The following is a 26085-nucleotide window of genomic DNA, read 5'->3' as shown; positions in this document are numbered from 1 at the left end:
TTACCGGTTTTTAGCGGCGCTCAGCGCGGCGGCAGTCAGTTCTTTGCCGTAATGCGTAATGAGACCGAGCACGTCGGCGATGTCTTCCGTGGTGGTCATCGGGTTCAGTAAGGTAAATTTCAGGTACTGGCGCTGATGGACTTTAGTACCGGCAATCACGGCGCTGCCGTCGCGGAAAATCGCTTTGCGGATATCGGCATTGATGGCGTCAATCTGCTCATGGCTCATCGACATGCGCGGCACAAAGCGGAACACCAGCGTGCTCAGTTCAGGCTTATGCAGGACTTCAATGTTCGGGTTGTGTTCCATCATCTGATGGGTTTCGGTGGCGCGTTCCAGCAGTACGTCAAACGACTCACCCAGCGCCTGCTGGCCCATTACGCGCAGCGTCAGCCACATCTTCAGGGCATCAAAACGTTTGGTGGTCTGAATGCTTTTATTGACCAGATTTGGCGTACCTTCGAGCTTGGCACTGAGCGGATTAAGGTATTCCGCGTGATGCGTTACGTGCTCCAGATGGCTGTGGTCGTTAACCAGAAACGCGCTGCAACTCACCGGCTGGAAGAAGGATTTGTGATAATCGACGGTGACGGAGTCCGCCAGATGAATGCCTTCGATGCGCTGGCGGTGCTGAGGAGATACCAGCAAACCACAGCCGTAAGCAGCATCGGCGTGCATCCAGATTTTCTCCTTGCGGCAGATTTCAGCGATCTCATTGAGCGGATCAATACTGCCGAAATCGGTGGTGCCGGCGGTGGCGACAACCGCAATCGGGATCAGGCCTTCTGCGTGGCAACGGTCGATTTCAGCTTTAAGCGCGCTGATGTCCATGCGAAATGCGCTGTCGCAGGCAACCGCTACCACGGCGTCATAGCCCAGGCCGAGCAGGGCGGCGGATTTCTGAATGCTGAAATGGCTGACCTGTGAACTGAAAATACGCCAGCGATTGGCTTCCGGCGGCAGGCCCTGATATTTGATGCTGTGCTGCGGGCGGGTACGTTTGCAGTGGCTGTCGCGTGCCAGCAGTATTGCCATCAGGTTAGACTGGGTGCCACCGCTGGTGAAAATGCCGTCCGATTGCGCGCCAAATCCGATGCGCGCCAGTGTCCAGTCAATCACCTTTTGCTCAATCAGCGTGCCGCCTGCGCTCTGATCCCAGGTATCTACCGAGGAGTTAATCGCGCTGATAAACAGCTCTGCCAGCTGTGAGGGCACCACGGTCGGGCAGTTGAGGTGAGCGAGGTATTTCGGGTGATGGAAATAGACCGCATGCTGAAGATATAAATCATCCAGTTCTTCCAACGCCAGCCGTGTTCCGGCTAAAGGTTTGGTCAAATCTATATGGCGAAATTGCTCGGCTAATTCAGCCGGGGAAACGCCGGAAAAAGGTTTTTCCGTATGGTTAATGTGAGATTTAATTAACTCAATGCCTTGCTCAATCTGCGCCTGCCATTCCGGCGTGCTGTTTTGATTGAAAATATAACCCTGATTTTTACTTATTTCCTTCGCAGAAGCGGCCGGGATTTGCATCAATTCCCAATTATTTATCTGGCTCATTTTGGCACCTTATTATGTGGCAGTTATTCCGCTGCGGGCGTGGGGCGTCCGCCCGGATTTTCCAGGGATCATGTTTTGGACATATGCGTTATCGGGCAGGGCTTATGGCCATGCCTGTCAGTTTTTAATTTTTAAAATCTTCATAAACTTGAATTTATAGTGGTTTCTCTTGTGTGATTTCCTTAATGCGGATTTATACAAGGATTTAACGAATGCGAATCATTATAAATGCAAATCATTATCATTCAACGTTGGCATTGAACATTTATCATCTCCACGCGGATTTCATGATTTTATGTGATGCATATCACATAAAAAGGCGGGAAAAACTTAAATGATTCATAATCACACCAGAGTAATCTGTATTTTTTATTCATTTTATTGCGTTTAAACATCTCTCTGAGAAGGTAAAAAGTTATATTTAGGCGCAAAAAGGGAAGGGGTATTTTAGGAAATTAAAGTGAGCGGGTAACAAAACGTCAAAAATATGACAGCAGAGTGGCAAAATAATGATCAACATGACGTTGTCTATGACCTTACAAATAACAGGGCAAGAGAGTTATTTTCAGTATAAATAAAAAAGCCCACATCGCTGTGGGCTTAAAATAAATATCTTATTACACTTTCATTTATTCAATGCGTACTCTTGTTGAATACGTACTCTTACTCAACGCGTAAGACGCGGCTGGTATTTGTCGTACCGATGGTGCTCATGACATCACCCTGAGTGATAATCACCAGATCGCCGGAAAGCAGATAACCTTTATCACGCAGCAGATTCACCGCGTCCTGCGCCGCCGCCACGCCGTCGTTATGGCTGTCGAAGAACACCGGCGTTACGCCACGGTAAATAGCGGTCAGGTTCAGTGTATGCTCATGACGGGACATGGCGAAGATAGGCAGACCGGAGCTGATGCGGGAAAGCATCAGTGCGGTGCGTCCGGATTCGGTCATGGAAATGATCGCCGTCACGCCTTTCAGGTGGTTGGCCGCATACATGGCGGACATGGCAATGGCTTCTTCGGTGTTATCGAATTCAACGTCCAGACGGTGTTTGGAAACATTGATGCTTGGGATTTTTTCCGCACCCAGACAGACGCGCGCCATCGCGGCAACCGTTTCTGAAGGATACTGGCCAGCGGCGGTTTCGGCAGAGAGCATCACCGCATCCGTGCCGTCCAGCACGGCGTTCGCCACGTCCATAACTTCGGCACGGGTTGGCATCGGGTTGGTTATCATCGATTCCATCATCTGCGTGGCGGTTATCACCGCACGGTTCAGCTGACGGGCACGGCGGATCAGTTTTTTCTGAATACCCACCAGTTCCGGGTCACCGATTTCTACCCCTAAATCTCCGCGGGCGACCATCACAACGTCAGAGGCCAGAATGATGTCATCCATCGCCGCATCGCTGGCCACGGCTTCCGCACGTTCTACTTTCGAGACAATCTGTGCGTTACAGCCTGCCGCACGCGCCAGACGGCGTGCATAGTTAAGATCTTCGCCAGTGCGTGGGAAAGAAACTGCCAGGAAATCTACGTCCATTTTGGCCGCAGTAATAATGTCTGCTTTGTCTTTCTCAGTCAGGGCTTCAGCGGAAAGACCGCCGCCCAGCTTGTTGATGCCTTTGTTGTTGGACAGCGGGCCGCCAACGGTGACTTCTGTGAAAACTTTCATGCCCTGAACTTCAAGCACTTTCAGCTGTACGCGACCATCGTCGAGCAGCAGGATGTCGCCCGGCACAACGTCAGCAGGCAGACCTTTATAGTCGATACCGACTTTCTCTTTGTCGCCTTCGCCTTTGCTCATATTGGCATCGAGCAGGAATTTGTCACCGATATTAAGGAAGACTTTGCCTTCTTTGAAGGTGGATACGCGGATTTTCGGGCCCTGCAAATCGCCAAGAATTGCCACGTGGCGGCCAAGGCGGGCGGCGATTTCACGCACTTTGTTAGCGCGCAAAATGTGGTCTTCAGCGGTACCGTGTGAGAAGTTCATGCGTACGACGTTAGCGCCGGCAGCAATGATCTTTTCAAGGTTATTATCGCGGTCTGTAGCGGGACCGAGTGTGGTAACGATCTTCGTTCTTCTGAGTCTTCTGGACATGCTTACTCCGTTCGTTAACTGGTGCCTTTACTGCAAAAAACAGCGAGTCCACATTGGGTTGAGGTGTAATTGTAATACAAAAGGGTTTCACCTGTGTGACCCGCTGACCTCGTGTCTGACGTTTAACCTGCGCACATTGCGCGAAGATTTCCGGCCAGACTCCCTATTAAATCTGCAACTTGTTAGTGTAAAAATGGCTTATTCAGGCTGCACAGGGACGACTGTCCCTTTATCAAAGCGCGATTCTTTCAACGCTTCTTTGACGCGCTTCAGGTTATCTCTGAATTTTGTGCCCCGGCGCAGTGTAAAACCGGTGGCCAGTACGTCGATAAGCGTGAGCTGGGCGATACGCGAGACCATTGGCATATAAACGTCGGTATCTTCCGGAACATCCAGTAACAGCGCCAGCGTTGCTTCGTGCGCCAGCGGTGTATTAAAAGAGGTGATGGCGATGACTGTGGCGTCGTTTTCACGAGCCAGCTGCGCCAGTTCGACCAGATTCTTGGTGCGCCCGGTGTGTGAAATCAGCACCACGACGTCGCCCTCACTGGAGTTCATGCAGCTCATGCGTTGCATGACGATATCGTCGAAATACACCACCGGAATGTTGAAGCGGAAGAATTTGTTCATGGCATCATGCGCCACTGCGGCGGATGCGCCCAGTCCAAAGAAAGAAATCTTTTTGGCCTGAGTGAGTAAATCCACGGCGCGGTTGATGGCCGCAATATCGAGGGTATTTTTCACCTGATCGAGGCTGGCCATGGCCGATTCGAAGATTTTACTGGTATAGGCGCTGACGCTGTCACCCTCGTCGACGTTACGGTTCACGTAAGGCGTGCCGTTTGCCAGACTTTGTGCCAGATGCAATTTAAAATCTGGAAACCCTTTTGTGTCGAGGCGACGGCAAAAACGGTTTACAGTAGGTTCGCTGACATCGGCCATGCGGGCGAGAGTGGCGATACTGGAGTGGATAGCTATGTTTGGTGATGCCAGGATAACTTCGGCCACTTTTCGTTCTGATTTACTCAGAATGTCGAGATGGGTCTGGATTTTTTCCAACGTATTCATAAGCATGCCACTCATAGGTTTCGACGATTTCTTTGAAAAGAGGAAATCATGTCTGTTTGATGAAAATATACTACGCGCATTATCCCGTTGGCAGCGTCAGTCAGGCGAAATAACGGCTTTTTTTGTCAGAGTTTGACCGAGATCTAACTTTCAGTATGGTAAATTCCGTTCGGTTTTGTCATAAAATTACAGGATGCAGGGGGTTTTGACGGTATCCCAGAGACTTATGATAAAAAGAAGGTTTTCCGAAGAGTTATCACGCACTCAGATCAAGGTTTACGGCTTACAGGCAATCAGAGTACATTGTTGCTGAAATAAAATTACAATATGTACCCGCGATATTCGGCTTGCAGCTTAAGCATTGGCAGCCCGAACTATGAAAGGTATTCCTGCATTAAGGAGAAGAACATGGCGGTAACCCAGACAGCCCAGGCGTGTGACCTGGTTATTTTCGGTGCAAAAGGCGATCTTGCGCGCCGTAAACTGTTGCCTTCCCTGTATCAGTTGGAAAAAGCAGGTCACATTCACCCTGACACCAAAATCATCGGTGTCGGACGTGCAGAATGGGACAAAGCGGCCTATACCGAAGTGGTCAAAGAAGCGCTGACCACCTTCATGAAAGAAAAAATTGATCCGGAACTGTGGGAAAAACTCAGTGCCCGTCTTGATTTCTGTAACCTTGATGTCAACGATCTGAAGCATTTCAAAGTGTTGGGCAAGATGCTCGACCAGAAGAACCGCGCCACCATTAACTACTTTGCGATTGCGCCAAGCCACTTCGGGGCTATCTGCCGGGGTCTGGGTGAAGCAGGGCTGAATAAAGAACCTGCGCGCGTCGTGATGGAAAAACCGCTGGGCCATTCCCTCGAGTCTTCTCAGGTCATCAACGATCAGGTTGCGGAATACTTTGCCGAGTCTCAGGTTTACCGTATCGACCACTATCTGGGTAAAGAAACGGTTCTGAACCTGCTGGCGCTGCGTTTCGCCAACAACCTGTTCGCCAGTAACTGGGACAACCGTACCATCGATCACGTGCAAATCACCGTGGCGGAAGAAGTGGGTATCGAAGGCCGTTGGGGTTACTTCGATGAAGCGGGTCAGATGCGCGATATGATCCAGAACCACTTACTGCAAATCCTGACCATGATTGCCATGTCTCCACCGGCCGATCTGAGCACGGACCGCATCCGTGACGAAAAAGTCAAAGTGCTACGCTCGCTGCGCCGCATCGATCAGTCCAACGTGCGTGAAAACACCGTGCGTGGCCAGTACACTGCCGGTTTTGTGCAGGGCAAAAAAGTCCCTGGCTATCTGGAAGAAGAGGGTGCGAAAAAATCCAGCACCACGGAAACCTTCGTTTCTATTCGCGTAGATATCGACAACTGGCAGTGGGCGGGCGTGCCGTTCTATCTGCGTACCGGTAAACGTCTGCCGAGCAAATGTTCAGAAGTCGTGGTGTATTTCAAAAACCCTGCGCTGAACCTGTTCCGTGATTCTTACCAGCAGTTGCCGCAGAACAAGCTGACCATTCGTCTGCAACCGGATGAAGGTATCGAGATCGAAGTGCTGAACAAAGTACCGGGTCTGGAGCACAAACACCGTCTGCAAACCACTAAGCTGGATTTGAGCTTCACCGAAACTTTCAACGAGCAGCACATCGCCGATGCTTACGAGCGTCTGCTGCTGGAAACCATGCGTGGGATCCAGGCGCTGTTCGTGCGTCGTGACGAAGTGGAAGAAGCCTGGAAGTGGGTCGACTCCATCATGAACGCGTGGGCGGCGGAAAGCGAAGCACCAAAACCTTACCAGTCCGGGACATGGGGTCCGGTGGCGTCTGTGGCGATGATCACCCGCGACGGCCGTTCATGGAACGAGTTCGAGTAACGAGGCTTCATCAGAAAAACGCTGCTTATGCAGCGTTTTTTTATGTCACATCAAGGCTTTTAGCAGTTAGGAATAGTAGTATTGTCCAATCGGGTGTGGTCGGTATCCGGCAAAGTTTCATTTGCAGGACCCTGTGGCAGGGGCGCGCCATCAATCACAACGATGCCTGCGGGCATGAATGGAGAACAAGATGAAAAACTGGAAAACAAGCGCGGAACAAATTCTGACCTCAGGGCCGGTTGTTCCTGTGATTGTGATCAATAAACTGGAACACGCGGTTCCGTTGGCGAAGGCACTGGTTGCCGGCGGCGTGCGTGTACTGGAAGTCACCTTGCGTACTGCGTGTGCGATGGACGCTATCCGTGCCATTGCGAAAGAAGTGCCGGAAGCGATCATTGGCGCGGGTACCGTGCTTAATCCGCAGCAGCTGGCAGAAGTCACCGAAGCCGGTGCGCAGTTCGCCATCAGCCCCGGTCTGACTGACGCGCTGTTGAAAGCGGCTAATGCCGGTTCAATTCCATTGATCCCGGGGATCTGCACCGTGTCTGAACTGATGATGGGTCTGGATGCCGGTCTGCGTGAATTCAAATTCTTCCCGGCGGAAGCCAACGGTGGCGTTAAAGCGTTGCAGGCGATCGCAGGGCCGTTCCCGCAAGTGCGTTTCTGCCCGACAGGCGGGATCACCCCGAAAAACTACCGTGACTATCTGGCACTGAAAAGCGTGCTCTGTATCGGCGGTTCATGGCTGGTGCCTGCGGACGCGCTGGAAAGCGGCGATTACGCACGCATCACTGAGCTGGCCAAAGAAGCCGTATCCGGTGCGGCGAACTGATTTGCTATCGTGAAACAAAAACCTCCCGCGGGAGGTTTTTTTATGTCTGTTGTCAGCCCTTAACGTGCGGCGATGATTTTGATTTCAATCTTATATTTCGGGTTCATCAGATTGGCCTGCACCGTGCAGCGCACCGGCGCATTGCCTGGCGAAACCCACGCGTCCCACGCTTCATTCATCGCCGGAAAATCCTCTTTGTGCACCAGGAACAGCGTGGCATCGAGGATTTTACTTTTGTCTGAACCGGCTTCGGTCAGCACTGCATCGATGATCGCCAGCGTTTCAGCCGTCTGATCTTTCGCGTTCGCATCCAGATTTTCCGGCACGGCGGTGTAATAAATCGTGTCGTTGTGGATGACCACATCGGACATGCGTGGCTCAGGTCGGATCCGTTCGATAGTCATAAATTGTGTGCTCCTGTTAGTCACTTTTTATTGATGGCCGTAAGGGTATCACAAAGGCTGAATGCGTTGGATTGGCAGATGGCGGTGGTAGTGAAGGCAAGGGATTGGCATAATCACTGCTGATCCGTACAGGTAGAGAGACAGCGTGACAGACGATTTTGCAACAGACGGCGCTTTAGCGCAGAAAATTGAAGGTTTTAAACCCCGTGAACCTCAGCGTCTGATGGCGCAGGCTGTCAGCAAAGCCATCAGCGAAAAGCAGGGGCTGGTGGTGGAAGCCGGTACAGGCACCGGCAAAACCTACGCTTATCTCGCCCCGGCATTGCGCTCGGGCAAAAAAGTCATTATCTCCACTGGCTCTAAAAACTTACAGGATCAGCTCTATTCCCGCGATCTGCCGAAAGTCGCCGCCGCGCTGAAATTCAAAGGGCGTCTGGCGCTGCTTAAAGGGCGCTCAAACTATCTGTGTCTGGAACGTCTCGAACAGCAATCGTTGTCCGGTGGCGATCTTGCCAGTCAGGCGCTGAGCGAACTGGCGCATCTTCGTCACTGGTCGAGCAACACGGAAGAAGGCGATATCAGCACCTGTAACGTGGTGCCGGAAGACAGCTTTGTCTGGCCGCTGGTCACCAGCACGAATGATAATTGCCTCGGCAGCGACTGCCCGCTGTACAAAGAGTGCTTCGTGGTTAAAGCCCGTCGTAAGGCGATGGACGCTGACGTCGTGGTGGTCAATCATCACCTGTTTATGGCCGATATGGTGGTCAAGGAGAGCGGCTTCGGTGAACTGATCCCGCAGGCCGACGTGATGATTTTCGATGAAGCCCATCAGATCCCCGATATCGCCAGCCAGTACTTTGGCCAGCAGCTGACCAGCCGCCAGCTGCTGGATATGGCAAAAGATATAAACATCGCTTATCGCACTGAAGTGCGCGATTCCGTGCAGTTGCAGAAAAGTGCCGACCGCCTCAGCCAGAGCACGATGGATTTTCGTCTGGCGCTCGGCGAGCCCGGTTTTCGCGGTAACCTGCGCGACGTGCTCAGCCAGACCGCTATCCAGCGCGCGCTGTTACTGCTCGATGACGCACTGGAGCTTTGCTACGACGTGGTCAAACTGTCGCTCGGCCGTTCAGCTTTGCTGGATGCCGCCTTCGAGCGCGCCACGCTGTACCGTAACCGTCTTAAACGCCTGAAAGACGTCTCCATTCCCGGCTACAGCTACTGGTATGAATGCAACTCGCGTAACTTCGTGCTGGCCCTGACGCCGTTGTCCGTGACTGATAAATTCAGTGACATGATGAAAGAAAAACCGGGCGCATGGATTTTTACCTCAGCGACGCTTTCGGTGAACGATCAGCTGCATCATTTTACCGACCGTCTGGGGCTGGATGACGCCGAAACGCTGCTGCTCCCCAGCCCGTTTGATTACGCCACACAGGCGATGCTGTGCGTGCCGCGCTTTCTGCCGGAGACCAACGTTCGCGGTATCTCGAAACAGCTGGCCCGGATGTTGCGCCCGCTGATCGAAGCCAATAAAGGCCGCTGTTTCTTCCTGTGTACGTCGAACCAGATGATGCGTGAGCTGGCAGAAGAGTTCCGCGCGACGCTCACCTTGCCGGTGCTGTTGCAGGGTGAAACCAGTAAAGGCCAGCTCCTGGCGCAATTTGTTGAAGCCGGCAATGCGTTGCTGGTTGCCACCAGCAGCTTCTGGGAAGGTGTCGATGTTCGCGGTGATGCGCTGTCCTGCGTCATCATTGATAAACTGCCGTTCACCTCGCCGGACGACCCGCTATTGAAAGCGCGTATTGAAGATTGTCGACTGCGCGGCGGCGATCCGTTCAATGAAGTACAATTACCCGATGCGGTGATCACGCTTAAGCAGGGCGTCGGGCGGTTGATCCGTGATACCGACGATCGCGGCGTGATGGTGATTTGCGATAACCGGCTGGTAATGCGTCCGTATGGCGAAGTTTTCCTCAACAGCCTGCCACCCGCACCGCGCACGCGTGATTTAGCGCAAGCGATCCGCTTTTTACAACACGCTGAAGAGCAGAAATAGCCCGTTGTTTATGCTAGGATCCGCCCCGCAAAAAAGGGTTTAACTCATTCAATCCCCCGCCTGAGGTTTGGCATGTCCACACGAATTTTAGCAATTGATACGGCGACAGAAGCCTGTTCGGTTGCGATTTATAATCAGGGCGAAACGCTCGCTCATTTTGAACTTTGCGCCCGCGAGCATACGCAGCGCATTTTGCCGCTGGTGCAGCAGATCCTCGCCGAAGCCGGGCTGACGCTCAGTCAGCTGGACGCGCTGGCCTTTGGCCGTGGGCCGGGCAGTTTTACCGGCGTGCGTATCGGCATTGGCGTGGCTCAGGGGCTGGCGTTTGGCGCAGAGTTGCCGTTGCTGCCCGTCTCGACCTTACAAACCATGGCGCAGGGCGCGTATCGCCAGACTGGCGCACAACAGGTGCTGGCCGCTATTGATGCCCGTATGGGCGAAGTGTATTGGGGCGAATTTACCCGCGATGCGCTGGGAGTCTGGCGTGGCGAAGATACCGAAAAAGTGATCAAGCCGGAACAGCTTCAGGCGCATGCAGCAGAGTTATCGGGGCGTTTTGCCACCGTCGGTACCGGCTGGGAAACCTATCCGCATTTGTTGGGCGAATCTTCTGTTGCAGAATTATTTGATGGCAAAATGTTACTGCCGCAGGCGGAAGACATGCTGCCGCTGGCGCTTCAGCTCTGGGAAAACGGTGTTCGCGTGGATCCGCAAGACGCTGAACCGACCTATCTGCGTAATGAAGTGACGTGGAAAAAGCTGCCAGGCCGGTAATGATGGCAACTTGTCCCTAAAAAAGTGGTCAGAGTTGAGAGTATGCACAGGAGTCATTGCAATGCGTAAGTGGTCCACAGTTCAGCAGTTCTCAGCTACACAAGGTAAAAAACTGGCGTTGAGTGCAGTCGCGCTGAGCGTACTGGTTGTATCAGGTTGTGTCACCGTACCCGATGAAATTCGTGGTACGACGGCCACGCCGCAGATGAATTTACAGGCGGTGCAGGGCGCGCCGAATCTGTACGTCGGGCAGGAGTCACGTTTTGGCGGCAAAGTGGTTTCCATCACCAATTTGCAAAACAAAACCCGTCTCGAAATTGCTACCGTTCCGTTGGATGACGGTGCGCGACCGATTTTAGGCGCAGCATCGCGCGGGCGCATTCTGGCCTACATCAACGGGTTTGTGGATCCGGTGGATTACCGCAACCAGCTGGTCACCGTTGTCGGGCCGATTACCGGTGTCGAGAAGGGTAAGATTGGCGAGACGTCGTATGATTTCGTGACGGTCAACGTCAACAGCTATAAACGCTGGCGGATCCAGCAGCAGGTGGTCATGCCGCCGCAACCAATGGGGCCTTGGGGCTGGGGTTACGGAGGCCCCTATGATTCCTGGGGGCGAGGGTTTGGGCCGGGGTTCGGGCCCGGCTGGTATGACATGGGGCCCGCACGGGTGGAGAGCGTCGTCACCGAATAAACCTCCTCACGGAGCGCCACCGCCGCACGTCGGGCAAGCCCCACATGGCGGACAGCCGCCTCATGGAGCGCCACCACCTGCTCGCGGTGCACCACCTGTTGTGCCGCCACCGAAGAAATAACAGACAGATGAGATCGTTGTTAAGGCGGCTTAATTGCCGCCTTTTTCTTTTTTTGCCACGGATGGCAGGTAAATAGTGACCCGCCTCTCAACCTCGACATTGTTTAAAACGCAACTGGTAAGCTGAGTTAAAATATTGTTAAAGACGTGATAAAACTCTTCGCATATCGAATTGAGACGGTAACAAATTCAGGAGTAATACCTTGGAAAAGGTTTGGCTAAAACGTTATCCGGCAGATGTTCCTGAGAACATCGATCCCGACCGCTACAGCTCGCTGGTCGAAATGTTTGAGAACGCCACATTGCGTTATGCCGACAGCCCGGCATTCATCAACATGGGCGAGGTGATGACTTTTCGGAAACTCGAAGAGCGCAGCCGTGCCTTTGCCGCCTATCTGCAAAACGAACTGGGTTTACAGAAAGGTGACCGCGTAGCTCTGATGATGCCTAACCTGCTGCAATATCCGATTGCGCTGTTTGGTGTTCTGCGCGCCGGCATGGTTGTGGTTAACGTTAATCCGTTGTATACGCCGCGCGAGCTGGAACATCAGCTTAACGACAGCGGTGCAAGCGCCATTGTGATTGTCTCCAACTTTGCCCATACGCTGGAAAAAGTGGTGTACAAAACGCAGATAAAGCACGTGATCCTGACCCGTATGGGCGACCAGCTCTCTGCGGCCAAAGGCACGCTAGTGAATTTTGTCGTCAAATATGTCAAACGGCTGGTGCCGAAATACCATCTGCCTAACGCAATTTCTTTCCGCACCGCCCTGCAGCGTGGACGACGTCTGCAATACATCAAGCCTGATGTGATTAATGACGATCTGGCGTTCCTGCAATACACCGGCGGCACGACCGGCGTGGCGAAAGGCGCGATGCTGACTCACCGTAATATGCAGGCGAATCTGGAGCAGGCGAAAGCTGCCTACGCGCCGCTGCTGCGACCGGGGCATGAACTGGTGGTGACGGCGTTACCGCTGTATCACATTTTCGCGCTGACCGTGAATTGTCTGCTGTTCCTCGAAATGGGGGGACGCAGTTTGCTTATCACCAATCCACGCGATGTGCCGGGGATGGTGAAAGAGCTGGCGAAGTATCCGTTTACTGCCATCAGCGGCGTGAATACCTTATTCAACGCACTGCTTAATAATGAAGATTTCCGCGAACTGGATTTCTCCACTCTGCGTCTCTCGGTCGGTGGTGGAATGTCGGTGCAGAAATCGGTGGCGGATAAATGGGAAAAACTCACCGGCAAACACTTGCTGGAAGGTTACGGTCTGACCGAGTGTTCACCGCTAGTGGCCGGTAATCCTTACGATCTCAAGCATTACAGCGGCAGCATTGGATTACCGGTGCCATCAACGGAAATACGGCTGGTGGACGATAACGGTCAGGATGTCGCCACGGGCGAGCCGGGCGAGCTGCTGGTACGTGGCCCGCAGGTGATGCTGGGCTACTGGCAACGGCCGTCGGCCACCGATGAGGTGCTAAAAGATGGCTGGTTATCGACGGGCGATATCGTTACAGTGGACGAGCAGGGTTTCATACGGATTGTTGACCGTAAAAAAGACATGATTCTGGTTTCCGGTTTCAACGTCTACCCTAACGAAATTGAAGAGGTGGTTTCACAGCATGACAAGGTTCTTGAGGTCGCTGCTATTGGCGTTCCGAATGACGCGTCGGGTGAAATCGTCAAAATTTGCGTGGTGAAGAAAGACCCGTTACTGACCAGCGAAGAACTCCTGGCACATTGCCGCCGGTTATTAACCGGCTACAAAGTTCCGAAGTTAGTCGAGTTCCGCGACGAGTTACCGAAGTCTAACGTCGGTAAAATCCTCCGGCGCGAACTTCGCGATGAACAGGCAAAACCGAAAGCCGATCCCAAACAGGACGCTGCATAACGGTGAGCGCGCTGTTCAGTCGTGGTCAGACTCCCAACGCCGGCATTGTCCGGCGTTGTCACGTTATAACGCAGTTATGATTAAGAGAATTAAGATTTGAATTATCAGTTGATTACTACCAATGATGCACTGGAGCAGGTTTGCCTTCAGGCCAAAGCGCACAGCAAAATTGCGCTGGATACCGAGTTTGTCCGCACTCGCACTTATTACCCGCAGCTGGGCCTGATCCAGTTATTTGACGGCGAAAAACTGACGCTGATTGACCCTTTGCCGATCACCGCCTGGCAACCCTTTATTGATCTGCTGACCAATCCTGATGTGGTGAAATTCCTGCACGCAGGCAGCGAAGATCTGGAAGTTTTTCTCAACGCGTTTGGTGTGATGCCCACGCCGCTGATTGATACGCAGATTCTGGCCGCGTTCAGCGGTCGTCCGCTGTCTTGTGGTTTTGCGCGTCTGGTCGCGGAAACGACCGGCGTGGAACTGGATAAAAGTGAATCGCGTACCGACTGGATTGCCCGTCCCCTGAGTGAAAAGCAGTGCGTGTACGCTGCCGCCGACGTCTGGTATCTGTTGCCGCTCGCCGATCAGCTGATGAAAGAAACCGAAGAAGCAGGGTGGATGGACGCTGCGCTGGATGAGTGTTTGGCTTTGTGCCGCCGCCGCAAAGAAGTGCTGCAACCGGAACTGGCTTATCTCGAAATTCCCAATGCTTTCCAGCTGCGTCCGCGTCAGCTGGGTTGCCTGAAGCTGCTGGCTGCGTGGCGCCTCAATCAGGCGCGTCAGCGTGACCTGGCAGTGAATTTTGTCGTGCGTGAAGAAAACCTCTGGCAGGTTGCACGTTATCAGCCAGGATCGCTTGGCGAGCTCGAATCCCTTGGCCTGAGCGGCCCGGAAATTCGTTATCACGGACGCACGCTGCTGGCGCTGGTAGAAGAATCCAATGCGCTGGATGAGTCTGAATTGCCGGCGCCTATCCTCAATCTGATCGACCAGGCGGGTTATCGCAAAGTATTTAAAGACATTAAAGCGCTGATTCAGACGGTGAGCGAAGAGAGTGGACTAAGCGTCGAACTGCTGGCTTCACGACGCCAGATTAATCAATTGCTCAGTAGCCACTGGAAGTTAAAAAACAAGGAATCTCAGCCAGAATTAATCAGCGGCTGGCGCGGCAAACTGTTAGCGGAAAGGCTGGCAGAAATACTGAAAGATTACTGATTCGACATCCCCAAAGGGATATTAAATTCAGTTAATGAATACTAAGGGCGGAATTATTTCCGCCCTTTTTTTATGGCTGGATTTTATTCCAACCGTCGTCTTAATAATCTGCAACAACGTGCCGATCGAAAAAAAGGCGAGGCTACACATTAAAGCGAGTAAAGATGAGGCTAAATGGGAGGAGTCTTAATCAGAATTTTGCGAAAAAAGAAAAAAAGGAATAGATATCAGGGCTGGTTATTTAAACAGTGTGCAGTTATACAGTATAAAATTAAACGAGTTGATTTTAAGTCGTCCCCCTGAAAAACAGGGGGACACTATTTTGGCAGAAAAACCATCAAAACAGGCAAATCAACTGCTGTCATTTAGGCGTTTCTTCCGATTCCGGCAGGGTGACGTTAAGCTCCAGTACGGAGATATCGTCACCTTTTTGCTCGAACTGAACCTGCAACATTTCAGGGTCAATCTTAATATACTTACAGATCACCGCTAAAATGTCGCGCTTCAGGTCAGGCAAGTAGGAGGGCTCGCTGTCCCCCCGACGTCGCTCTGCTACGATGATCTGTAGCCGTTCCTTGGCTATATTGGCTGTCGGCTTTTTACGGGACAGAAAGAAATCTAACAAGGCCATGGTTTATCCCCCAAAAAGGCGTTTCAGGAAACTCTTCTTCTCTTCCTCAATAAAACGGAACGCACGTTCTTCACCAAGCAAACGGCTGACGGTGTCATCGTACGCTTTACCCGCATCGGATTCCTGATCCAGGATCACCGGCTCGCCCTGATTGGACGCACGCAGGACTGACTGGTCTTCAGGGATCACGCCCAGCAGTGGAATACGCAGGATTTCCAGCACGTCTTCCATGCTCAGCATATCGCCACGGCTTACGCGGCCCGGGTTATAGCGAGTGAGAAGCAGATGTTCTTTGATAGGCTCTAAGCCTTTCTCCGCACGACGAGATTTTGAAGACAAAATGCCCAAAATGCGGTCGGAGTCACGAACTGAAGAGACTTCCGGGTTAGTGGTGATAATCGCCTCATCGGCAAAATACAGGGCCATCAGCGCGCCGGTTTCGATGCCCGCAGGGGAATCGCACACCACGAAGTCGAACTGCATTTCGTTTAAATCATTAAGAATTTTTTCTACGCCTTCGTGGGTCAGCGCGTCTTTGTCACGCGTTTGCGAAGCCGGCAGAATGAACAGGTTATCGGTGCGCTTATCTTTGATAAGTGCCTGATTCAGCGTGGCGTCACCCTGGATCACGTTAACGAAATCGTAGACCACGCGGCGTTCACAGCCCATGATCAGGTCGAGGTTACGTAAACCAATATCGAAATCGATAACAACAGTTTTCTTGCCTTTTTGAGCTAAACCGGTAGCGATGGCCGCGCTTGAAGTGGTCTTGCCAACGCCCCCTTTACCCGATGTAACAACTATGATGCGTGCCATGAATGGATTCCTTGTCAAAAGGGCTTAGTTTAAAGGTTGTATGGTTAACACGTTATTTATCAGGCTGAGGCGCGCGGCCTGACCGAGATAATCGGCCGGGATTTGGTCACTCAACCAGTATTGCCCTGCGATAGAGACTAACTCTGCGCCGAGGTGTGTGCAAAAAATCTGACAGTTTGCATCACCGGCGGCACCGGCCAGCGCTCTTCCTCGCATCATGCCGTAAATGTGGATGTTGCCATCGGCAATCAGTTCCGCACCTGCGCTGACGCTGCTCGTCACAATGAGGTCGCTGTTACGGGCATAAATTTGTTGTCCGGATCTGACCGGAGTACTGACAATGCGGGTTTTGGCCGGGGCATTGTCGGGCACGACAGGAACAGGCGGCTCGGCGGCGATACGCTGTGCACGGCCTTCACTCAGCAACGGGAGACCGGTGCGGGAAAGTGCGCGTTTTTGCTTTTCGTCTTTGCAACCACTGATGCCAACAACGCGAAAGCCTGCAGAAGCGACAGCCTGTTGAATGTCTTTCCAGTTTGCTTCACCACTCAGTGAGGCAACGTTGATAACAACAGGGGCATTTTTCAAAAAGGCGGGCGCTTGCTCCACTTTTTCCTGTAATGCCTGATAAATAACCTCAGGTTGTGAACTGTGTAAATGAACAACCGATAAGGTAAAACTGCTGCCTTTTAGTTCTATTGGCGATTGTGACATCTATCCTGACTCAGTCTTTGCAACTCTAAATCCCCGGAATACCACTCGGGGGGCGATATTCCGATGTACGTTAAGCATGGTATAGTTACAGTTATATCTAGGCAAGCCACCGTTTCAATTTAATAGAGTTAAAAAAATGTATTGTGTGATCTATCGAAGTACTAAACGTGACCAGACATATCTTTATGTAGAAAAAAAAGACGATTTCTCTCGCGTGCCTGAAGAATTACTCAAAGGTTTTGGCGTGCCACAGTTTTCAATGATGCTAAATCTGGCGACCCGCGAAAAATTAGCCACGGCCGATATTGCCAAAGTACGACAGGCACTCGAAGAACAAGGTTATTATCTGCAAGTGCCACCGCCGGTTGAAAGTTTATTGAACACTCACCTGAGTGACAGCAATAAATAACGCGTTCCTGACATTTGTTACGCCATTTCCCGAACTTTCCGACGTCTTAACTTGCATTCATCGTTGTAGTATCTAAGGTTACAGCGATGAATCATTTTTTGAATGTCAAAAGGAAGAGTTTGATGAAATTGTCGGCACTGGCAGTCTTAACGCCCCTGATTATCCTCAGCGGTTGCGCAGCACAGAAAGCAACCTCCGGGCAACCCGCAACACCGCCAGCCGCTGCTGCCCAGGCACCTGCTACCGCACCCACTGCTGCGCCCGCTAAAACCTCTCTGGCTGAACAAGGCAGGGATCCGGCAGAGTTTCCGGCATACGTAGAACAGCTTAAGGCTCAGGCGCGTGCGCAGGGCATCAGCCAGCAAACCATTGACAGTACCTTCGCTACTATTCATTTCGTCGATCGCGTCATCAGTTCCGACCGCAATCAGCTCGAAAAGAAAATCACCCTTGATGATTACCTGACCCGCGTTCTGCCTGAGTGGAAAATTAAAGCCGGTCAGGAACAGTACCGCAACAATCTGCCTGCGTTGCAACAGGCGAGCGATCGCTATGGTGTGCAGCCGCAGTACATCGTCGCCCTGTGGGGGATGGAAAGCAGCTTCGGTAAAATTCAGGGTAAAGAGGATGTGTTCTCAGCGCTGGCAACGCTGGCCTTCGAAGGCCGCCGCGAAGCTTTCTTCACCAAAGAATTTATGTCCGCGCTTAAAATCGTCGATTCCGGCCATGCCTCCGGCGATATGATGAAAGGCTCGTGGGCGGGTGCGATGGGACAATCGCAGTTCATGCCGAGCTCGTATCTTAACTACGGCGCTGACGGCAACGGCGACGGCAAAATCGATATCTGGAAAAACACTGACGACGTGTTTGCCTCCACGGCAAATTACTTATCTAAAGAAGGCTGGAAGGGCAATCAGGGTTGGGGTCAGGAAGTTAAACTTCCCGCTAACTTTGATGCCGCCCAGGCAGGCCTGAAAAATAACCAGATGCACCCCGCCAGTTACTGGCAGCAACAGGGTGTTACTCAGGCAGATGGCAGCCCGCTGGCCTCGACGGCCACCCGTGCGTGGATCATCACGCCAGATGATGTGCAGGGGCGCGCGTTCCTGGTTTACGACAATTTCCGTACGATCATGCACTGGAATCGTTCAACGTATTTCGCACTGAGCATCGGTATGATGGCTGACGGCATTATGGCCGCGCAGGGACAGGCTCCGGCGCCAACTGGCGCACTTACACCAGCCACACCATCACCTGCAACGCCGTCCGCACCGCTGGCACCTGCGCCGCATAATCCGTTCAGCGGCTAACGACTTTTCACTAAGGAGTGACGTTATGTACCAACACCGGGACTGGCAGGGCGCATTACTGGATTTTCCCGTGAATAAAGTGGTGTGTGTCGGCAATAACTACGCCGATCACATTAAAGAGATGGGCAGCCAGGTATCTGCTGAACCGGTGATATTTATCAAACCGGAAACGGCGCTGTGCGATATCCGTCAGCCCATCGCATTACCCACGGGTCTCGGCACGGTACATCACGAAGTGGAACTGGCGGTGCTTATCGGCACGCCATTGAAACAGGCGACGGAAGACCGCGTCGCCAATGCCATTGCCGGATACGGTCTGGCGCTGGATCTGACGCTGCGCGATTTGCAGACGCAGTTCAAAGCTGCCGGTCAGCCGTGGGAAAAGGCCAAGGGTTTCGATGGATCCTGTCCTGTTAGCGGTTTTATCCCGGTGAGTGAATTTGGTGATGCGCAGCAGACCGGGCTGCGCTTACTGATCAACGGCGAAACCCGTCAGGAAGGTAATACCCGCGACATGCTGACGCCCATTCTGCCGCTCATTGCTTACATGAGCCGCTTTTTTACACTGCGCGCCGGTGACATTATTCTTACCGGCACACCGCACGGCGTTGGCCCGCTAAAGGCGGGAGATGAAATCTTAGCTACACTTAATGGTAAGCAAGTTACTACCCGGGTGATCTGAGACGCGCCACTGAGTGATTTAAAACAAAGTACCTCTTCGCCGGAGCTGCTTTCCGGCGGCTTTGCTTGCATCTGCCGGCCAAAGCGTCTATATAAGCACCCTCATTTTACTTCTACCGGATGCACACTATGACTGAACCCGCTTTTTGGCAGGAAAAGACGCTGCCTGAAATGACCAACGAAGAATGGGAAGCATTGTGCGACGGTTGCGGACAATGTTGCCTGCACAAACTGATTGATGAAGATACCGAAGAAATCTACTTCACCAACGTTGCCTGCAATCAGCTCAATATCAAATCCTGTCAGTGCCGCAACTACGAGCGTCGTTTTACGCTCGAAGAGGACTGCATCAAACTGACCCGTGAAAATCTGACCACCTTCGACTGGCTGCCGCCGACCTGCGCCTATCGTCTGATTGGCGAAGGCAAACCGCTGTTCCCGTGGCATCCGCTGCTGAACAAAGCCTCGAAATCTGCGATGCATACCGCGCAAATTTCCGTACGTTACATCGCCGTACGCGAAGATGACGTGGAAGACTGGCAGGATCACATCCTCAACAAGCCGAGCTGGGCGAAGTAATTCCCTCTTAGTCAGTAAAGAAATCCCAAAAAAAATCCGGAACCATAAGTTCCGGATTTTTTGTTTCTAAGAACCGGTCACCCGATCCTCAAAAGGTGTGTTACTTACGGCCGAGCAACAAGCCCAGCACAACACCAATGGCACCTGCGGCAATCAGGCCTGACAGCGGGTTATCTTTCACCTTGTCAGCCACGCCCGAGAGGGCTTCGCTTGCCTGTCCGGAGAGCTTACGTGCTGCGCCTTCAATCTGGTGCTTCGGAGAATCAACGAAGTTACCAAACTGCTTCTGGGCTTCACCGGCGAACTCATTGGCTTTGTTTTCAACTTTATCAGCCAGGCGGTTTGCGTCTTTGTTCAGGTCTTTATCATAATCTTGTGATGACATCGTATTCTCCTTTGTTTGCAGACTTAAAGCGTAGTCGGGAATTTCCGTCATTGCACTTTTCAGACAGCATTACAGGACTTTTCCGAAGGCCGAGCCCAAACGCGTCCGTCATTTGTTATCCCGCTGTTATGATTCTGCTACAGCGTCCGGGCCTTTACCGTTGATTGCGTTCAGGGTATCGGCATTTAGCTCCGGGTCAGCCTGATCGATTAAGCGCGTGGTCGAAATAATGGCCTGAAATTGCTCGAATAAAAGCGTTGCATCCGATTTCATGGAATCATCGTCCGAATCGAGCACTGAGTTGATGGCTTTATTGACGCTCTCGATAATTTCCTGCGGACCACCGTTTTTCCCAACGGTTAAAAACAGTGCACTAAGAAGAAGGGACTGAGCCTCCACCTGCGCGGTGAGTTGCTTGGCGTCTGCTTCCATCCGGGAGATCTTCGCGATCATGCTTAAAATAATGTTTTTCATTTGTGTGGCTCCTACAGATAGAGAAGTATTACCCGCTCGTTAATTCTTCGCCCGGTTCAACGACTGTCTGTGATATTCAGATAATCTGATAGTTAATCAATTGTTTAAATAAAACTTTGAAGAGTCTGCGTGCCAGCCTGCTGAATGTCTTCGCCCGCGACGGCAGATTTCCCCCAGCAGGCTAGCACAGACTAAAACAGAATATCCACGAGATGGATGAGGGCAAGGCCTCACAACGCGCGAAATGTGAGTTTTTCAGCATTTTTTTTGTTATTTTATCGTTATTCGCTAACCTTGCAAAACTGCCTGCGGCAGGCAGAAAGATTTATCTTTTTTAACAGTTTCCCGGCTGAATTAAATAAAATTAACGGCTTTTATACCTGTAATAGCGCATTGATACTGAAGAACCTGAAAATGCGATGAAAAGGTATAAGAATTTTATTAAGAAAATTTTCTGATTTTAAGAGTGTAACCATGCTGACCAATCTAAGTAACAATGAAGCAAAAAGGCATGCGGCGATCGATGCTCTTAAAGCAGATGACAGAGGCCGCGATGATACGCTGAGAAAATACACTTTTCTCGCCTGCCGCTTACTCAACGTGCCGATGTGTTTTGTCTCCGTCCTTGATGACGAAAAACAGTTTGTTAAATCCGCCCAAAACGTGCCCTTTACTGAAACCAGCCTCACCGATGCCTTTTGTGCGCATACCGTGCGCAGCGAACAGACCCTAATCTGCAACGATACCTTGCAGGATGATATGTTCAGTCACTACCGGCTTGTGCATGAAGCGCCGTTTATCCGTTTCTACGGAGGTTGCCCGCTCAGAACCCGTGAAGGGGTGATCGTCGGAACGCTGTGCCTTCTGGACAATCAGGCGCGCGAATTCTCTGCGGAAGATATCGAAACGTTCGAGAAAATCGCCGATCTGGTCTCGGTGTTTTTGGAAACGTGGCACGCCGTCGGGTATGTCGATATCGTGACGCTGCTGCCCAACCGTCAGCGACTACTGCGGGATATGTCCTACCTGAACGGTGCGGACAACACGCTGGTGATTATCGACTGCATTGATATCGCTTTTGCCTACGAGGTTGCCCGGTCTCTTGGCATGGGTGCGGTGGAAAGCCTGTTGCAGGATATGGCGCTCAAGCTGAAAGCTAAACTTAATCTGGATGGATTGTTATATGCGGTGGCGGTCGGACGTTTCGCCTTCCTGCTTAAAGACAGCGAGTCCAGGACGCTTGAGGCCATCGCCGACGCGCTTAAAGGCACGCAGGCCAGTCTCAACAGCCAGATCCCCCTTAATCTGGATATTCACATTGGCGATTCCGGGGAGTATTCGCATGAGCTGATCCCTGCTGAAATTCTGCGCCGCGCGGTGAGTGCCTTGCACGAGGCGATCAGTCAGAAAAAACGCTTTATGACGTACGACACCGAAATCGACAACAAAAAGAGAAATGACTTTCAGCTGCTGTCCGAGTTGCGCAAGGCGCTTCACGAGGGCAACGGCCTGTATCTGGTCTATCAGCCGAAAATCTCCCTGACGAACGGCAGCGTGACCGGCGCAGAGGCGCTGATCCGCTGGAAGCATCCGTTGCTGGGCGAAATCATGCCCGGCCAGTTTATTCCGCTGGTTCAAAAAACCAGCCTGATGAGCGAACTGACCGACTGGGTTATCGACCATGCCATCCGACAGATAAGCCTGTGGTGCGATAAAAACTTTCAGGTTCCGGTCTCGATAAATCTGGCGGCCAGTGATTTTTCCCGTCCCGGTTTTGCCGACGCGCTGGAAGAGAAAATGCTCAGCCATACGCTGTCGCCTTCTTTACTCAGCGTGGAGTGTCTCGAAACCGAGAAAATGCTCGAAAGCCCCGACGCGCTGGAAGGGCTTGAACTGCTCAAGCTGCGCGGATTCCGTATTTCTCTGGATGATTTCGGCTCGGGTTACAGCAACATTAACGTACTGCGTAAAATTCCCATGGATACCATTAAACTCGACCGTTCGATTGTCGGTACGATTTCGACCGATCACGGCAGTCTGGTGATCGTCAGAAACGTCATCCGTTTACTCAAACAGCTGGATTATAAAGTGCTGGCGGAGGGGGTCGAAAACGAAGAAACGGTGGATATTTTGCGCGGCCTGGGATGCGATGAAGTGCAGGGGTATTTCTACTCCCGACCGCTGAACCCGGAACTCTTCGAACTGTGGTGTGAGGAGCGCGCGGCAGTCTAGGCTTGCCACAGGCAAAAAAAATGAGCGGGGATTAAGCCGCTCATTGTGAAATCACCACCGGGGGCTATCAGGCGCCCGGATGATTTTTCCCTTCTTCGATAAAGTCTTCGTCAATTTCATCAATATTATCTCGGTGATCGCGCCCGGAAAGAATATTCCAGCAGGCGATAAACAGCGCCGCAATCAGCGGACCGATGACAAATCCGTTAATGCCGTAGACTTCCATCCCGCCCAGTGTACTGATAAGAATCAGATAATCTGGCATTTTGGTATCTTTGCCGACCAGCAGCGGTCGCAGAATGTTATCCACCAGGCCGATAATCACCACGAAGAACACCACGATGAAGATGCCTTTCCACAGCATGCCGGAGGCGAAGAAGTAGATCGCCGCCGGTACCCAGATAATGGCTGAACCCACTGCCGGAATGATCGACAGAAACGCCATCAGCGCGCCCCAAAGTAAACTGCCTTCGAGACCGGCGATATAAAACGCAAGACCGCCGAGCGCACCCTGAACGATCGCTACCACCACCGTGCCTTTGACCGTCGCACGCGCTACGGCGGCAAACTTCATAAACAGGTGATGCTTCACGTAGCTCGACAGCGGCAGAGCGGCCAGGATCAGATTCACCAGATACGCGCCGTCTTTGATCAGGAAGAACAAAATGTACAGCATGATGACGAAACCGAGAGCAAAACCGAAGGTGCTCTTACCGATGACGAACACGCTGCCCGCCAGATACTGGCTACCCTGAAGTGCCACGTCTGACAGTTTTTTCTGGATTTCTGTGGTGCTGTCCAGATCATGGTCGGAAAGGAAGTGACGCGCCCAGCGAGGAAGATGATGAATCACATCCGCCAGAATCATCGGCAGCTGCGTTTCATTTCCCTGCAACTTGGTGTAGACCGCGTTGAACTCAATCGCCAGCGAGGAAACAATGATCGCCAGAGGTGTGAAGACAATCAGACAGATGATCAGCACCGTCAGCAACGACACCAGGCCGTTACGATCGCCCACATACTGTTTCAGCCGGTTTTTCATTGGATTGAAAATCACGGCCAGAATAATTGCCCACAAAACGGATGAATAGTAAGGCTGTAAAACATCAAAAAAAGCCAATGTTACGATCAGTAAAATCGTAAGAAAAAACCCCTTGGAAAGACCTTTAACTACCATATTAATTCCTTTGAATGTACCTGTTGCTCACGAAGCATAGAGTGCATCTTCGTTTTTGCAAAAATTACTTCCTGCCTGACCGCATTCTTCCGGTTCACCCCCGGTCATGGACATGAGAAACGCCCGCCAAAATGCTATTCTCCCTGCCAGCACCTTTTTTACTAAGAGAACCTGATGGGCCTGAAAGCATTCGATTCCCTGCAAAAGGGTGACTGGGTAAACCTGTTGATCGCTATTCCCGCCGGGATTGTCGCTGCATTGGTGACGATCGCCTTTCGCGGCGCGATTTCCGGTATTAACGGCCTGATGTTCACCGACGGCAGCGACATCACCAAAGCCTTTAATGAATATCCGAGAGTGGTCTGGCCGCTCATCACCACGGCGGGCGGCATTATTGCCGGTTTCATTTTGCTGTGGGCGCTGCGCCACGAAGATAAGCACGGCAAAATGCCTGATTACCTTGATGTGATCGATCAGCGGCTGCCGGGCATTCCGGTAGTCAGCACGGTGCTGCGCGGTTTGTCGTCGCTCGCCAGCATCGCCAGCGGCGGGTCGATCGGGCGTGAAGGCGCGATGGTGCAGCTCTCGGCGCTGAGCGGCAGCCTGCTCGGGCGCTTTTCACGTTTTAAGGACGTCCATCAGTCCGATATTATCGCTATGGCCGCGGCGGGTGGTCTGGCGGCGGTCTATCACGCGCCGTTTGCCGGTGCGCTTTTTGTGGCAGAAATCGCTTTTGGCGTGACCGCCGTCCAGCGGCTGATCCCGCTGTTTATCTCGGCGTCAGTTGCCGTGCTCACCGTCCGCTCGCTGACGGGTTATGCACCGTTGTACCTCTATTCTTCGGCAATCTTTAGTCCGTCATTTGGCGCGATCATCACCGTACTGATTATCGGCGCAGCGACCGGGATCCTCGGGCCGCTGTTTATCTCCTCGATTGATAAAGTCCGCCAGTGGATGAAACCCATTTCGCATCCGGCTCTGCGGTTAGGATTGGGCGGGCTGGGTGTCGGGCTGGTGGCGATGATTTCGCCTCTGGTGCTGGGCAACGGTTTTGAAGTCATCGATCTCATTTTGAATAACGGCGATTTGCAGACGTCACTGCTGGTCTTGCTGATTTTAAAAATTGTCGCCACGGCGATAACCATCGGCTCGGGCGCAGTTGGCGGGCTGTTTACGCCGTCGTTGCTGATTGGCGCAGCGGGCGGGGCGCTGGTGTGTACCTGCCTGCAATGGCTGGGATTCGATCCTGGACCGGTCGGATTGTACGCAGCCATCGGCATGAGCGCACTGCTGGCGGCGACCAGCCACGCACCGCTGATGTCGATCATGATGGCGTTCGAAATGACGCTCAACAGCTCCCTGCTGTTCCCGCTGATGCTGGCGACGGCGATTTCGTACGTTGTCGCCTCGCGCCTGAAAGAGGGCGGCACTTATCCCGTGCTGACGCGCCATAACGCCCGCTTCCTCGCGAAGAATGAATTCGAATACAGTACCGTCGCTTCGCTGGTGACGCCTTGCTCGAAAATGTACGTCGACGCCTCGCTCTCCGAGGTGGTCAGCGAAGGGCTGAAACAGCGTACGCGCTATGTTTATGTGGTGGACCGGGAAGAACGATTCCTCGGCGTGGTGCCGACCAACGTGCTGGCCAGCGGTATTATTGACGGCAGCCTGAAGTCTGATGACCCGATTGATGCATTTATCGAACAGGAGTTTACCACGCTGTTCCAGCAGGCCAGCTACGAGCAGGCGTGGGCGATGTTCAGCAACTCACCGCTTGAGCGTCTGCCGGTGCTGGAAAATGCACAATCCCGCCGTCTGCTGGGCGTGATCACCAAAGCCGCATTGCTCAATAAAGCCAAAGACTTCCTCTGATCTCCTCATAATCCCAGCCGGTTTCTGTGACGCAGACCGGCTGGCGATTGTAATACCCCTCATTTTCCACTCTTTGCCTCTCTGGCGATAAAAATCCCGGATAACGCTATTTATTCAAGCTAAATCAGTAGGTTATGTGTATTTTCTTAAATACCTCTTTGGAGGTAACTGCCGTTATGTGAATTTTT

The 26085-nt window shown here is 52.4% G+C and carries 23 protein-coding genes; 13 read left to right on the top strand and 10 right to left on the bottom strand.

Features of this window, described 5'->3' with window-relative positions; genetic code table 11:
* From ACMHLI_RS11385 to ACMHLI_RS11375, 3 genes are all read right to left on the bottom strand, one after another.
* Positions 1-1557, bottom strand: coding sequence for a pyridoxal phosphate-dependent decarboxylase family protein (locus ACMHLI_RS11385; protein WP_413529574.1), 1557 nt, complete (start codon positions 1555-1557; stop codon positions 1-3).
* A 663-nt stretch (positions 1558-2220) separates the two neighbouring features.
* Complete coding sequence (gene pyk, locus ACMHLI_RS11380) at positions 2221-3663, bottom strand: pyruvate kinase (protein WP_112168047.1); 1443 nt, start codon at positions 3661-3663, stop codon at positions 2221-2223.
* A 198-nt stretch (positions 3664-3861) separates the two neighbouring features.
* Positions 3862-4731: a MurR/RpiR family transcriptional regulator gene (locus ACMHLI_RS11375; RefSeq protein ID WP_413529573.1), complete on the bottom strand. Its 870-nt coding sequence runs from the start codon at positions 4729-4731 to the stop codon at positions 3862-3864.
* 408 nt (positions 4732-5139) lie between these two features.
* Between ACMHLI_RS11375 and zwf the strand changes: the two genes are divergently transcribed.
* Positions 5140-6615, top strand: a complete 1476-nt coding sequence (gene zwf, locus ACMHLI_RS11370; RefSeq protein ID WP_112168046.1) for a glucose-6-phosphate dehydrogenase — start codon at positions 5140-5142, stop codon at positions 6613-6615.
* 190 nt (positions 6616-6805) lie between these two features.
* The gene (locus tag ACMHLI_RS11365; protein WP_413529572.1) at positions 6806-7447 is read left to right on the top strand and encodes a bifunctional 4-hydroxy-2-oxoglutarate aldolase/2-dehydro-3-deoxy-phosphogluconate aldolase; all 642 of its coding nucleotides are present in this window, start codon (positions 6806-6808) and stop codon (positions 7445-7447) included.
* A gap of 59 nt (positions 7448-7506) precedes the next feature.
* Here the strand turns inward: ACMHLI_RS11365 and ACMHLI_RS11360 are convergent, their stop codons facing one another.
* Positions 7507-7851 (bottom strand): RidA family protein, encoded by a 345-nt coding sequence (locus ACMHLI_RS11360; protein WP_101080008.1) that lies wholly within the window; start codon positions 7849-7851, stop codon positions 7507-7509.
* A gap of 145 nt (positions 7852-7996) precedes the next feature.
* Here ACMHLI_RS11360 and ACMHLI_RS11355 point away from each other — a divergent pair, with 145 nt between their 5' ends.
* The 5 genes from ACMHLI_RS11355 (at position 7997) to rnd (ending at position 14617) form a co-directional block, all read left to right on the top strand.
* Positions 7997-9910 (top strand): ATP-dependent DNA helicase, encoded by a 1914-nt coding sequence (locus ACMHLI_RS11355; protein ID WP_413529571.1) that lies wholly within the window; start codon positions 7997-7999, stop codon positions 9908-9910.
* A 72-nt stretch (positions 9911-9982) separates the two neighbouring features.
* Positions 9983-10684: a tRNA (adenosine(37)-N6)-threonylcarbamoyltransferase complex dimerization subunit type 1 TsaB gene (gene tsaB / locus ACMHLI_RS11350; protein ID WP_413529570.1), complete on the top strand. Its 702-nt coding sequence runs from the start codon at positions 9983-9985 to the stop codon at positions 10682-10684.
* A gap of 61 nt (positions 10685-10745) precedes the next feature.
* A complete protein-coding gene (locus ACMHLI_RS11345) occupies positions 10746-11378 on the top strand; it encodes a Slp family lipoprotein (RefSeq protein ID WP_413529569.1) in 633 nt (210 codons plus the stop codon).
* 323 nt (positions 11379-11701) lie between these two features.
* A complete protein-coding gene (gene fadD / locus ACMHLI_RS11340; RefSeq protein ID WP_413529568.1) occupies positions 11702-13399 on the top strand; it encodes a long-chain-fatty-acid--CoA ligase FadD in 1698 nt (565 codons plus the stop codon).
* Between the two features lie 96 nt (positions 13400-13495).
* On the top strand, positions 13496-14617 hold the full coding sequence (gene rnd / locus ACMHLI_RS11335; RefSeq protein ID WP_413529567.1) for a ribonuclease D: 1122 nt from the start codon (positions 13496-13498) through the stop codon (positions 14615-14617).
* Between the two features lie 361 nt (positions 14618-14978).
* On the opposite strand, the gene minE is transcribed toward rnd, so the two are convergent.
* From minE to minC, 3 genes are read right to left on the bottom strand one after another with little or no spacing between them, the layout of a single operon-like run.
* Positions 14979-15248: a cell division topological specificity factor MinE gene (minE, locus tag ACMHLI_RS11330; protein WP_056770062.1), complete on the bottom strand. Its 270-nt coding sequence runs from the start codon at positions 15246-15248 to the stop codon at positions 14979-14981.
* A 3-nt stretch (positions 15249-15251) separates the two neighbouring features.
* Positions 15252-16064 (bottom strand): septum site-determining protein MinD, encoded by an 813-nt coding sequence (gene minD, locus ACMHLI_RS11325; protein ID WP_056770068.1) that lies wholly within the window; start codon positions 16062-16064, stop codon positions 15252-15254.
* Positions 16065-16088: 24 nt separating this feature from the next.
* Entirely contained in the window at positions 16089-16778 is a 690-nt protein-coding gene (gene minC / locus ACMHLI_RS11320) for a septum site-determining protein MinC (RefSeq protein ID WP_112168961.1), read from the bottom strand.
* A 136-nt stretch (positions 16779-16914) separates the two neighbouring features.
* Between minC and ACMHLI_RS11315 the strand changes: the two genes are divergently transcribed.
* The 4 genes from ACMHLI_RS11315 (at position 16915) to ACMHLI_RS11300 (ending at position 19757) form a co-directional block, all read left to right on the top strand.
* Entirely contained in the window at positions 16915-17187 is a 273-nt protein-coding gene (locus ACMHLI_RS11315) for a YcgL domain-containing protein (protein WP_413529566.1), read from the top strand.
* A 122-nt stretch (positions 17188-17309) separates the two neighbouring features.
* Positions 17310-18497 carry a lytic transglycosylase domain-containing protein gene (locus tag ACMHLI_RS11310; RefSeq protein ID WP_413529565.1) on the top strand — a complete coding sequence of 396 codons (1188 nt, stop codon included), beginning with the start codon at positions 17310-17312 and terminating at the stop codon, positions 18495-18497.
* 25 nt (positions 18498-18522) lie between these two features.
* The gene (locus ACMHLI_RS11305; protein WP_413529564.1) at positions 18523-19179 is read left to right on the top strand and encodes a fumarylacetoacetate hydrolase family protein; all 657 of its coding nucleotides are present in this window, start codon (positions 18523-18525) and stop codon (positions 19177-19179) included.
* A 128-nt stretch (positions 19180-19307) separates the two neighbouring features.
* Positions 19308-19757: a YcgN family cysteine cluster protein gene (locus ACMHLI_RS11300; RefSeq protein ID WP_112168957.1), complete on the top strand. Its 450-nt coding sequence runs from the start codon at positions 19308-19310 to the stop codon at positions 19755-19757.
* 100 nt (positions 19758-19857) lie between these two features.
* Here ACMHLI_RS11300 and ACMHLI_RS11295 read toward each other — a convergent pair whose 3' ends face one another.
* On the bottom strand, positions 19858-20142 hold the full coding sequence (locus ACMHLI_RS11295) for a DUF883 family protein (RefSeq protein WP_056770122.1): 285 nt from the start codon (positions 20140-20142) through the stop codon (positions 19858-19860).
* 126 nt (positions 20143-20268) lie between these two features.
* The gene (gene iraP, locus ACMHLI_RS11290) at positions 20269-20616 is read right to left on the bottom strand and encodes an anti-adapter protein IraP (protein WP_413529563.1); all 348 of its coding nucleotides are present in this window, start codon (positions 20614-20616) and stop codon (positions 20269-20271) included.
* A 474-nt stretch (positions 20617-21090) separates the two neighbouring features.
* Here iraP and ACMHLI_RS11285 point away from each other — a divergent pair, with 474 nt between their 5' ends.
* Positions 21091-22848, top strand: a complete 1758-nt coding sequence (locus ACMHLI_RS11285; protein WP_413529562.1) for an EAL domain-containing protein — start codon at positions 21091-21093, stop codon at positions 22846-22848.
* A gap of 67 nt (positions 22849-22915) precedes the next feature.
* On the opposite strand, the gene ACMHLI_RS11280 is transcribed toward ACMHLI_RS11285, so the two are convergent.
* The gene (locus tag ACMHLI_RS11280) at positions 22916-24025 is read right to left on the bottom strand and encodes an AI-2E family transporter (RefSeq protein ID WP_413529561.1); all 1110 of its coding nucleotides are present in this window, start codon (positions 24023-24025) and stop codon (positions 22916-22918) included.
* Between the two features lie 174 nt (positions 24026-24199).
* Here ACMHLI_RS11280 and ACMHLI_RS11275 point away from each other — a divergent pair, with 174 nt between their 5' ends.
* Entirely contained in the window at positions 24200-25897 is a 1698-nt protein-coding gene (locus ACMHLI_RS11275; protein WP_413529560.1) for a chloride channel protein, read from the top strand.
* The last annotated feature ends 188 nt before the right edge of the window (positions 25898-26085 follow it).

The organism is Rahnella inusitata, from assembly GCF_965118895.1.
Classification (GTDB): domain Bacteria; phylum Pseudomonadota; class Gammaproteobacteria; order Enterobacterales; family Enterobacteriaceae; genus Rahnella; species Rahnella inusitata_A.
This window is presented reverse-complemented; position numbering and strand designations above follow the sequence as displayed.

What these genes read in the sequence shown, in the direction of transcription:
- ACMHLI_RS11385 (WP_413529574.1), bottom strand. Translation starts at nt 1,557, where the DNA reads ATGAGCCAGATAAATAATTGGGAATTGATGCAAATCCCGGCCGCTTCT.
- pyk (WP_112168047.1), bottom strand. Translation starts at nt 3,663, where the DNA reads ATGTCCAGAAGACTCAGAAGAACGAAGATCGTTACCACACTCGGTCCC.
- ACMHLI_RS11375 (WP_413529573.1), bottom strand. Translation starts at nt 4,731, where the DNA reads ATGAATACGTTGGAAAAAATCCAGACCCATCTCGACATTCTGAGTAAA.
- zwf (WP_112168046.1), top strand. Translation starts at nt 5,140, where the DNA reads ATGGCGGTAACCCAGACAGCCCAGGCGTGTGACCTGGTTATTTTCGGT.
- ACMHLI_RS11365 (WP_413529572.1), top strand. Translation starts at nt 6,806, where the DNA reads ATGAAAAACTGGAAAACAAGCGCGGAACAAATTCTGACCTCAGGGCCG.
- ACMHLI_RS11360 (WP_101080008.1), bottom strand. Translation starts at nt 7,851, where the DNA reads ATGACTATCGAACGGATCCGACCTGAGCCACGCATGTCCGATGTGGTC.
- tsaB (WP_413529570.1), top strand. Translation starts at nt 9,983, where the DNA reads ATGTCCACACGAATTTTAGCAATTGATACGGCGACAGAAGCCTGTTCG.
- ACMHLI_RS11345 (WP_413529569.1), top strand. Translation starts at nt 10,746, where the DNA reads ATGCGTAAGTGGTCCACAGTTCAGCAGTTCTCAGCTACACAAGGTAAA.
- minE (WP_056770062.1), bottom strand. Translation starts at nt 15,248, where the DNA reads ATGGCCTTGTTAGATTTCTTTCTGTCCCGTAAAAAGCCGACAGCCAAT.
- minD (WP_056770068.1), bottom strand. Translation starts at nt 16,064, where the DNA reads ATGGCACGCATCATAGTTGTTACATCGGGTAAAGGGGGCGTTGGCAAG.
- minC (WP_112168961.1), bottom strand. Translation starts at nt 16,778, where the DNA reads ATGTCACAATCGCCAATAGAACTAAAAGGCAGCAGTTTTACCTTATCG.
- ACMHLI_RS11315 (WP_413529566.1), top strand. Translation starts at nt 16,915, where the DNA reads ATGTATTGTGTGATCTATCGAAGTACTAAACGTGACCAGACATATCTT.
- ACMHLI_RS11310 (WP_413529565.1), top strand. Translation starts at nt 17,310, where the DNA reads ATGAAATTGTCGGCACTGGCAGTCTTAACGCCCCTGATTATCCTCAGC.
- ACMHLI_RS11305 (WP_413529564.1), top strand. Translation starts at nt 18,523, where the DNA reads ATGTACCAACACCGGGACTGGCAGGGCGCATTACTGGATTTTCCCGTG.
- ACMHLI_RS11300 (WP_112168957.1), top strand. Translation starts at nt 19,308, where the DNA reads ATGACTGAACCCGCTTTTTGGCAGGAAAAGACGCTGCCTGAAATGACC.
- ACMHLI_RS11295 (WP_056770122.1), bottom strand. Translation starts at nt 20,142, where the DNA reads ATGTCATCACAAGATTATGATAAAGACCTGAACAAAGACGCAAACCGC.
- iraP (WP_413529563.1), bottom strand. Translation starts at nt 20,616, where the DNA reads ATGAAAAACATTATTTTAAGCATGATCGCGAAGATCTCCCGGATGGAA.
- ACMHLI_RS11285 (WP_413529562.1), top strand. Translation starts at nt 21,091, where the DNA reads ATGCTGACCAATCTAAGTAACAATGAAGCAAAAAGGCATGCGGCGATC.
- ACMHLI_RS11280 (WP_413529561.1), bottom strand. Translation starts at nt 24,025, where the DNA reads ATGGTAGTTAAAGGTCTTTCCAAGGGGTTTTTTCTTACGATTTTACTG.
- ACMHLI_RS11275 (WP_413529560.1), top strand. Translation starts at nt 24,200, where the DNA reads ATGGGCCTGAAAGCATTCGATTCCCTGCAAAAGGGTGACTGGGTAAAC.